The 9150-nt window shown below is 31.8% G+C and carries 6 protein-coding genes; 2 read left to right on the top strand and 4 right to left on the bottom strand.

Annotation, left to right across the window (positions count from 1 at the left end):
- The 4 genes from KQA_RS0215820 to KQA_RS0215805 form a co-directional block, all read right to left on the bottom strand.
- A partial coding sequence (locus tag KQA_RS0215820) for a beta-galactosidase (protein ID WP_010182496.1) occupies positions 1-2166 on the bottom strand: 2166 nt, incomplete at its 3' end.
- Between the two features lie 682 nt (positions 2167-2848).
- Complete coding sequence (locus KQA_RS0215815) at positions 2849-3796, bottom strand: phosphoribosylaminoimidazolesuccinocarboxamide synthase (RefSeq protein ID WP_010182492.1); 948 nt, start codon at positions 3794-3796, stop codon at positions 2849-2851.
- 42 nt (positions 3797-3838) lie between these two features.
- Complete coding sequence (locus KQA_RS0215810; protein ID WP_010182491.1) at positions 3839-4552, bottom strand: GDSL-type esterase/lipase family protein; 714 nt, start codon at positions 4550-4552, stop codon at positions 3839-3841.
- 19 nt (positions 4553-4571) lie between these two features.
- Positions 4572-5528 (bottom strand): PhoH family protein, encoded by a 957-nt coding sequence (locus KQA_RS0215805; RefSeq protein WP_010182490.1) that lies wholly within the window; start codon positions 5526-5528, stop codon positions 4572-4574.
- A 234-nt stretch (positions 5529-5762) separates the two neighbouring features.
- Between KQA_RS0215805 and KQA_RS0215800 the strand changes: the two genes are divergently transcribed.
- Both KQA_RS0215800 and gldG read left to right on the top strand, forming a co-directional pair.
- Positions 5763-6596, top strand: coding sequence for an SAM hydrolase/SAM-dependent halogenase family protein (locus KQA_RS0215800; protein WP_010182489.1), 834 nt, complete (start codon positions 5763-5765; stop codon positions 6594-6596).
- A gap of 27 nt (positions 6597-6623) precedes the next feature.
- Positions 6624-9005, top strand: a complete 2382-nt coding sequence (gene gldG / locus KQA_RS0215795) for a gliding motility-associated ABC transporter substrate-binding protein GldG (protein ID WP_010182488.1) — start codon at positions 6624-6626, stop codon at positions 9003-9005.
- The last annotated feature ends 145 nt before the right edge of the window (positions 9006-9150 follow it).

Genomic DNA, 9150 nt, shown 5'->3' with positions numbered 1-9150 from the left:
AGCAATCACCATTATATTAATGCTTTTATGCGAAAATATTAAATTAAAATCGTATAATACTTGTTCTGGAGTCATTTCAAAATTATTATTCAACTTAACTCTTGTAAGCATATTTGTAATAACTACATTATCATTACCTAAAGCTAATTTAACTTTTGTTTTATTTTTACCTACGTTAACTAATGAAACTACATTTTTTCCACTCTTAGCTCGTATGGAACGGTGATGCACCCCTTTTAAGCCTTTTTGGGGATTAGTTTCTGTTACATTAACTACCAATTTATGCCCCTTACGTTTTAATAAAGCTAAAGCTTGCGATTTAAGATTACCTTTATTAATATTAATAATAATAATAGTTCCAGATCCTGCTGTTAATTGTTTATTTCTTTTTTTACCATATTCATCTTTCTTTAAACTAACAGCATCTAAAAGTATCGTCCCTCCTCTATTTAAATATTGTTGAATACTAGTAAATTCACTATCTGTAACATACTCATTATTACTTATAATAATAAATTCCAGATTTTTATTATTTTGTTTTTTTATGATATTCTCGGTTGCAAAACCTAAACGATATCCTTCAAAATAAAAAGACTCATATATATCTTTGGTATCATCCATATATTTGTCATAATTAATAGCAGATGTTTCCGAATAAAAGAAACGTAATGGATTTTTTATATGCTGTAACTGCCCCATTTCCTCTCCAAAAGTATTAATATCAATCATTGTGGCATGCAATTCATTAAATACTCTTGGCATCATTAATATTGAGCCCGCTAATTTATTTCCAGCTTTTATTTGACCCTTTTTTTCACGTAACCAAGCCCAGTTAGTAGTTACATCCGAACCATGAATTGTTGCTAACCACTGCGATGCTCTGGCAAAAGACTTTCTAAGAAATATATCTTTTGACTGTCCAGTATCTATGGAATGACCCTCTGAATTATAATTAATTGCATTAGGTTTTACAGAATGCATAAAATCGTACTCAATTGCCATAGCTAACCATTCCAATGCATATTTATCTTTCCAAGCAGGCTTACCCCATAATACAGAGTGGGACATATGACCATCATTTCCTATTACTTCTGTTAGATTAGTCAATTCTTCAAAATTAAGTCCATTATCCCTAGCTCCACGTGACCATTGTCCAGGTATCAATTTAATATGACTTTTCGCTTTAGGATCTAACTTTTTAATCTCGTCATGTAAAAAGGTAAGCCATTGCGTAACCCTCACTTGATTAAAACGCATAAAGTCATACCATTTTGGCGTTCCTCTTAATGATTTATTAACTGGTGTTTGGATCGAATTTGCTGCTTGTCTAAAATTACTAAAGGATGTTTTCCAAACTTTATTTAATTTTGAAATAGCCCCATGGCGTTGCTTTAACCATGCTTCAAATTTTCTCCTTGTATGTACTGTTAAGTCAACCACATCCCATTTACCCGAAGTATTCCAATGAGGCTCATTTGAAAGCATATAACCTAGCTCACTCATTTTTTTACCTTTAAAGGCAGGAACATAATTTTCTAAAAGAATCTTATGAAATTCTTGTGCTTTGGGGTGGTCAATATCAAAGCCCGTAAAAGTAGTTTTAGCTTCTGTAAAATCGGGATATTCTTTTTTAATAAATTCTGGAACATTACGCATCCCTATAAAAGGAGATCCAAAATTTCCTGATTTTAAATTATTCAATCTTTTTTTTTGCCCCGCTGAAATCCCTATTTTTCCATTTGCTTCTTTATTAAGCATACCAAGATCAAAATAATATCCATCTATATTTCCAAAAAACTCTGTTGTATCAAAACCATTGGATTTATCAGGCCTAAAATTCCAATCCAATAAAAAAACAGGTCTATTATTTTGTTTAACATTATTCCCAGAAATACGCATCTGATCCCATTTCAATGGAAATGTAGCTTTTCTCTTTTCTTTTCCTGATAGTAATAAATTAAGTTGTTTTTGAGCTTCTTCAAGCAATTTAACAACTTCATCTCTTTGAAAGTCAGGCATAAGATTTGCATATTGCTCAGGAGTATTTGTTTTTGCCCCAACGGGGACTACTCTTCCTGTTTTTCTGAAATTTTCTAAAATTTCAGACTTATGCTTTTCGTCGTATTTTGCCCATTCAAGAAACAACTCTGCCACCCTAACAGACATACGCTCTTTTGTTACATCAATCCCTTGTGTGTTTGCTCGGGCAATTAATTGATTAACTTCCTTTATTTTCTGTTTTGCTTGCTTTTCTGGACTTTGAGCTAAAGTAGAAAAGCCACTATTAACAAGATCCCTAATGATCTAATTTTTAGTCTCATAATTAATTTAATTAAAAAATTTGATTTTGATCAGTTGTTAAAACAGTAATACACCTTTACTTGATAATCTCTTTATATTTGATTTAACTCAAACTTATGTTTGTCTAGTAGGATTAATTGTTAATTAAGAATAAATCAACGTATTTACACAAGATTTCCACCAATAAATTATCTATAAAACCAAAGTTTATGAGCTAATAAAATATAATTTATTATCACTTTATGTCATATCACCATTTGCATACAAATTTCAACATAAGAGCACATTATTCAAAAAAAAGAGAATAAACCTACCTATTCAAATACAAAAACTAATAAATTTTAAGTATAACGATCCTAATACTATTTTAAAAGAAAATATTAAGAACAATCCATTATTATAGTCTTTAATTTAAATGGTTTCATTCCTATTTTAGTACTAATAGATCTCATTAAAAATGATGTGACTTTAATACAAGCATAACAAAAAAGCTACCCCAATTGGAATAGCTTTAACTATAAATTTTAAGTATAGGTTCGTTACGGTGTTAGCCTTTTAAATAAGCATTCACATTAGTTTCAATTCGTTTTTCAATATTACTTACATCTGCTTTTACAAATGCTTCTCCAGTAATTTTTTCATAAAGCTCAATGTAGCGTTCCGATACTGAGTTGATATATGCTGAAGTCATTTCTGGAATTTGTTGTCCTTCTTTACCCTGAAAACCATTTGAAATTAACCATTGACGCACAAATTCTTTTGATAATTGACGTTGTGGCTCTCCTTTATCTTGACGCTCTTGATATCCATCCGCATAAAAATAACGAGATGAATCTGGGGTATGAATCTCATCAATTAATACTATTTTTCCATCTTTAGTTTTACCAAATTCATATTTAGTATCTACTAAAATTAATCCACGTTCAGCCGCTATTTCGGTACCTCTTTTAAATAAAGCTTGTGTATATTTTTCAAGTACGCTATAATCCTCTTCACTTACAATCCCTTTACTTAAAATTTCTTCGCGGGTAATATCCTCATCATGTTCCCCGTTGTCTGCTTTTGTTGATGGGGTGATTAATGGATCGGGAAATTTATCATTTTCCTTCATCCCCTCCAACATAGGCATTCCACAAATTAAACGACGACCTGCTTTATACTCACGAGCTGCATGCCCCGACAAATAACCTCTAATTACCATTTCCACTTTAAAAGGCTCACATAAATGTCCCACCGCAACACTTGGATCTGGTGTAGCAATTAACCAATTAGGAACAATATCCTCGGTGGCTTTCATCATTTTAGTGGCAATTTGATTTAAAATTTGCCCCTTGTAAGGAATCCCTTTAGGCATAACTACGTCAAATGCCGAAAGACGATCCGTGGCAATCATAACTAAAGTATCATCATTTATAGCATATACCTCACGTACTTTACCTTTGTATACTGATTTTTGACCTGGAAAATTGTAATTAGTATCGTTTATTGTATTCATATCTTTTGACGCAAATTTTAAAACAGCAAAGATAAATGTTTATTATTTTACAACTAAATATGATTTAAGAACATTTACCCACAAAGCATAACCTTTATCATTTAAATGAAGCCCGTCATATGTAAATGCTTCTTTTAAAAACCCTGTACTATTTACAAATGATGCATACAAATCTATAACTTGGTAATCCCCTGAAGTTTCATTTGTTTTTAAAGTTTTATTCACCCGAAGTATTTCTGCTTTAATTTGAGCTTTTGCAGTTGGTAAAATAGTTTGTAAATAAATTATTGTTTTAGGTGATCTTTCTCTTATTTGCTTACATATTTTTAAAATATTATTCTCAATATATTCAACCGAAGAAATTCCTTCATTTGCTTTGTAATTAAGCAAATCATTGACACCTATTAACACAAAAACTTTATTTGGTTTACTTGCTATAATTTCTTCAAGCCTTTGTAGTACTCCATCGGTAATATCACCGGATATCCCTCTATTTTTTACGTTGGAAACACCTAGTTTTTCACTCCAATCACCACCTCCCTCGGTAATACTATCACCTAATAATACGATATCCCCATTTTGTAAAGGATCAGTTTTAAATTCTTTTATTCGTTTTGGATACTGTTTTATAGCCCAATCATTATGATACTCAATCACCAAATTTTCAGAAGGATATAGTGGTTTTTTTATCTCTTGCTTACAACTCAATGTACTATTCATTATCAAAAATAAACATCCAATCAAATACTTTTTCATAGGCTATACCATACTACCATTACTCTGGATTATTCTCAATCCCCTTATATGCCGCAATAACACTTTTCACTAATTTATGACGAATCACATCTTTATCATCTAAATAGATCATTCCGATTCCTTTGACATCTTTAAGTACCAATAAGGCTTCTTTTAGTCCCGAAGTTACCCTGCGAGGCAAATCAATTTGACCAGGATCACCAGTGATCATAAATTTGGCATTTCTTCCCATGCGGGTTAAAAACATTTTCATTTGAGAATGTGTCGTATTTTGAGCCTCATCTAAAATAACAAAGGCATTATCCAACGTACGGCCACGCATAAATGCTAAGGGGGCAATTTGAATGGTTCCCTTTTCTATAAAATCCTCCAAACGTTCCGCAGGAATCATATCACGTAAGGCATCATACAAAGGTTGCATGTATGGATCTAGTTTATCCTTCATATCACCCGGTAAAAACCCTAAGTTTTCCCCTGCCTCAACAGCCGGACGTGTTAATATAATTCGCTTTACCTGTTTTTCTTTTAAGGCTTTTACGGCTAAAGCCACACCCGTGTAGGTTTTCCCAGTTCCTGCAGGACCAATGGCAAAAACCATATCATTTTTACGCATTAAATCAACTAATTTTCGCTGATTTGCTGTTTGCGCCTTGATTTTCTTACCTCCTACTCCATGCACTAAAACCCCATTAGTATGATCGGCTGTATCATAATCTGCCTTTTCATTACTGGTAAGCACACGTTCAATCACATTTTCATCAAGCTTATTATATTTCCCATAATGTTCCAACAGCATATTCAACCGCTTATCAAATTCCTCCAATTGATCCTCGTCGCCATAGGCTTTCATTTTTGTTCCCCTTGCTACGAGCTTTAGTTTGGGAAAATACTTTTTTAAGGTGTCAATAGTTTCGTTTTGTTGTCCAAAAAAATCTCTTGGATTTACATCTGTAAGTTCTATAATAAGTTCGTTCAAATTAGTCGTTGTTTTAAATTATTCTTCTATGAACAGATTTTAACTTTTTTAGTTGAAATAAAAACTAGCATAATCAAAAGTTTAAATCACTTCCTAAAGTTAGTTTTTATTTTTGTAATATTTAGCGTAGGATTTTTGTTATTTTCGCTACTTGAAATAAACCTTAATTCAGAATTGGGTCTAGCATTTTTATATTTCAATTCATTTTTTCAAAATTAATTAGTGATCAACTCAATGTCAATTATAACCTTAACCACTGATTTTGGTAATAAAGACCATTCTGTAGCAGCAGTAAAAGGGGCTATTTATAGCGAATTACCCGAGGCTACAGTTGTTGACATTTCGCATCAAGTTTCACCATTTCATATTGAAGAAGGTGCTTATATAATTAAAAATGCCTATAAAAATTTCCCCAAAGGAACCATTCATATAATTGGTATTGATAGTGAGCTTACACCAGAAAATAAACACATTGCTGTATTATTAGATGGGCATTATTTTATTTGTGCCGATAATGGCATAATTTCATTAATTACTTCGGAGTTTAAACCCGAAAATTTGGTTGAAATTAGCTTACCAGATACCACCCAAGGTAATTTTCCAACTTTAGATACTTTTGTTAGAGTAGCCTGTCATTTGTCACGCGGAGGTACATTGGAAGTGATTGGCAAACGAATTAATGACACTAAAGTATTAACCGTTACGGCACCTGTGGTTAATCAAGGTGGAAATCAAATTGTAGGAAGTGTTATTTATATTGATAATTATGGCAATGTAATTACCAATGTTACTCGAAGTTTTTTTGAAAACATTCAAAAAGGACGCCATTTTAAAATTACAGCTCGCCGAGTCGATTTTTCAAGCATTGTAAATAAATATAGTGAAGCTATTAATTTTACTATTGAAAAATCAAAAAGGGAAGAAGACGGAAAAAAAATTGCTTTATTCAATACTTGCAACTTTTTGGAGTTAGCTATATACCGAAGTGACCCTAATACATGTGGCGCCGCAAGTACCCTATTTGGTTTAAAATACCGAGATACTATTACCATCACTTTTGAAGATTAACTAAATTTTACAAAAAATTAAAACACTATGATAGCAATATTAAAAAAGGAGTTGATTCATTTTTTTTCTTCTGCTATTGGTTATGTTTTTATGACCTGTTTTATAGGAATCACTGGTATTTTTCTTTGGGTACTGCATGGTAATTTTAACATTATGGATAGTGGCTTTGCTAGTTTATCCCCATTTTTTGAAATAGCTCCCTGGGTATTTTTATTACTCATACCCGCTGCTTGTATGCAAAGTTTTGCTGACGAACGCAAACAAGGTACACTCGAACTACTACTCACAAAACCTATTAGTACATTTCAACTTATTTTAGGAAAATATTTGGGCATTTGCCTTATCATACTTTTTTCGGTACTACCAACACTTGTATATGTTATAGCATTACATAAATTAGCTTTGCCTATGGGCGAAATTGATTATGGTAGTATTATAGGATCCTACGTCGCACTTTTATTACTAGGAGCTGCTTATGCAGCTATCGGTATTTTTGCTTCGAGCTTGACTCAAAACCAAACCATCGCACTTTTAATCAGTATCCTTTTATGTTTTATAGCCTATTTTGGTATTCCTAATTTAGCTGAATTAACCAATTTAAAAAGCTTAGACATAGTAGGCATTGCTTTCCATTATGACCGTATTAGTCAAGGGGTTTTGGATACACGTGACTTGGTTTATTTCATTGGTTTTTGCTCCTTGTTTTTAGGTATTACTTATTTTATATATAGAAAGAAAAACCAACCTATTAATTATAAAAAAAGTGGGCTGACTCTAAGCGTTTTTATGATAATAGCTTTACTTAGTAATTATAGTTACTATCGTTTTGATTTAACTCAAGACAAACGCTTTAGCCTTTCAGAAACTACTAAAAATTTACTTTACCAAATAGATAAACAAGTTACTATTGACATTCTTTTAGATGGCAAACTCCCTCCAGAATTTAAAAAATTACAACGAGAAACCAAACAGTTGCTAAGTACCTTTGCGGCTGAAAATAAAAATATTAAATTCATTTTTAATGATCCTTTTGCAAAACCCGAATTAAAGGCACAAAATATTAGTGAATTACAGCGTCTAGGCCTTACTCCTGCGGAAGTAAATACCAAATTTGAAGGTGTTCTAAAAAAGGAAGTGGTTGTTCCTTGGGCACTTGCTTATTTTAATAACAAAAGCGTAAAAATACCTTTGTTGAAAAACAGCTTGGGTGCTACCACATCAGAACGTATTACAGCTTCTGTTCAGAACTTAGAATATGCTTTTTCCGATGCTTTAAAGCAATTAGTGCTTCCTAAAACTAAAAAAATTGCCATTTTAAAAGGAAATGATCAATTAGCTGATATATATATTGCTGATTATATTAAGGCCCTTCAAAAATATTATCGTGTAGCTCCTTTTAAACTTGATCCTATTCAAACAAATGTAGCTAGTACTTTAAAGGAATTGCAAAATTTTGATTTAGTAATTAATGCAAAACCTACAAAGGAGTTTACTGAAAAACAAAAACTAGTCCTTGATCAACATTTAATGCATGGCGGAAACCAATTATTATTAGTAGACAAAGTAGTTGCCGAAAAGGATAGTTTATTTACCAATAATGCTAACAAAACCTTGGCTTGGAATAGGGATTTACATATAAAAGATATGCTATTTGCCTATGGTGTGCGCATTAATCCTCAGTTAATAAATGACTACTACTCTGCTCCTATTATTTTAGCCAATGGTCAAGGTAGTAATACACAATACATTCCATATACATGGGGATACTCGAGTTTATCACAAAACAACAATAATCACCCCATTACAACTAATTTAGGAAACGTTCTATTCAACTTTACAAGTCCTATTGATACTTTAAAAAACAAGACAAAAAAAACTATATTATTACAAAGTTCTAATGCTACCAAAATTCAAGGTATTCCTTTCGAACTAAAGCTTTCTCAAATTACAAAAGAACCTAAACGAGAAAGTTATGTTAATGGCAATCAAAATTTAGCCGTTTTATTAGAAGGTGAAATAAAAAGCACCTACAAAAGTCGAATTTTACCTGTTGAGATTGCCAATTTTAAAAGCAGTTCGCAAACAAGTAAATTAATTGTAATATCCGATGGTGATATAATTAAAAATGCCGTAGCACAACAGCAACCTTTAGAACTTGGTTTTGATCCAATTTCTAAAAAAAGTTATGCAAACAAGGATTTTTTACTAAATGCCGCTAATTATCTTTTGGATGATTCCGGTCTTGTTACTCTTCGCGCCAAGCAAGTTAATATCCCAGTACTCAACCTTGATAAGGTGGCTACAAACAAAAACTTTTGGCAATGGATCTGTTTAGCTATCCCGATACTTATTGTTAGTATAGGATATTTATTATTTTTTGTTTATAGAAAAAATAAATATGGGAATTAATCTAATGACTTCTTTGTCATATTGAATAAAATCACAATTCCCATAACATACTACCAACATTCTGAAAAAAACAGCAAATTGGTAGAACTAATGAACAACTTGGCAAAAAGTTTGTTAATAAATATGATCCTTTTCGAATTTCTTA

Source organism: Aquimarina agarilytica ZC1 (assembly GCF_000255455.1).
Lineage (GTDB): Bacteria > Bacteroidota > Bacteroidia > Flavobacteriales > Flavobacteriaceae > Aquimarina > Aquimarina agarilytica.
The sequence above is the reverse complement of the archived record's forward strand: the minus strand, read 5'-3'. Positions and strand labels throughout refer to the sequence as shown.

Coding starts and splice junctions, on each gene's coding strand:
- gldG (WP_010182488.1), top strand. CDS start 6,624: ATGATAGCAATATTAAAAAAGGAGTTGATTCATTTTTTTTCTTCTGCT.
- KQA_RS0215800 (WP_010182489.1), top strand. CDS start 5,763: ATGTCAATTATAACCTTAACCACTGATTTTGGTAATAAAGACCATTCT.
- KQA_RS0215815 (WP_010182492.1), bottom strand. CDS start 3,796: ATGAATACAATAAACGATACTAATTACAATTTTCCAGGTCAAAAATCA.
- KQA_RS0215810 (WP_010182491.1), bottom strand. CDS start 4,552: ATGAAAAAGTATTTGATTGGATGTTTATTTTTGATAATGAATAGTACA.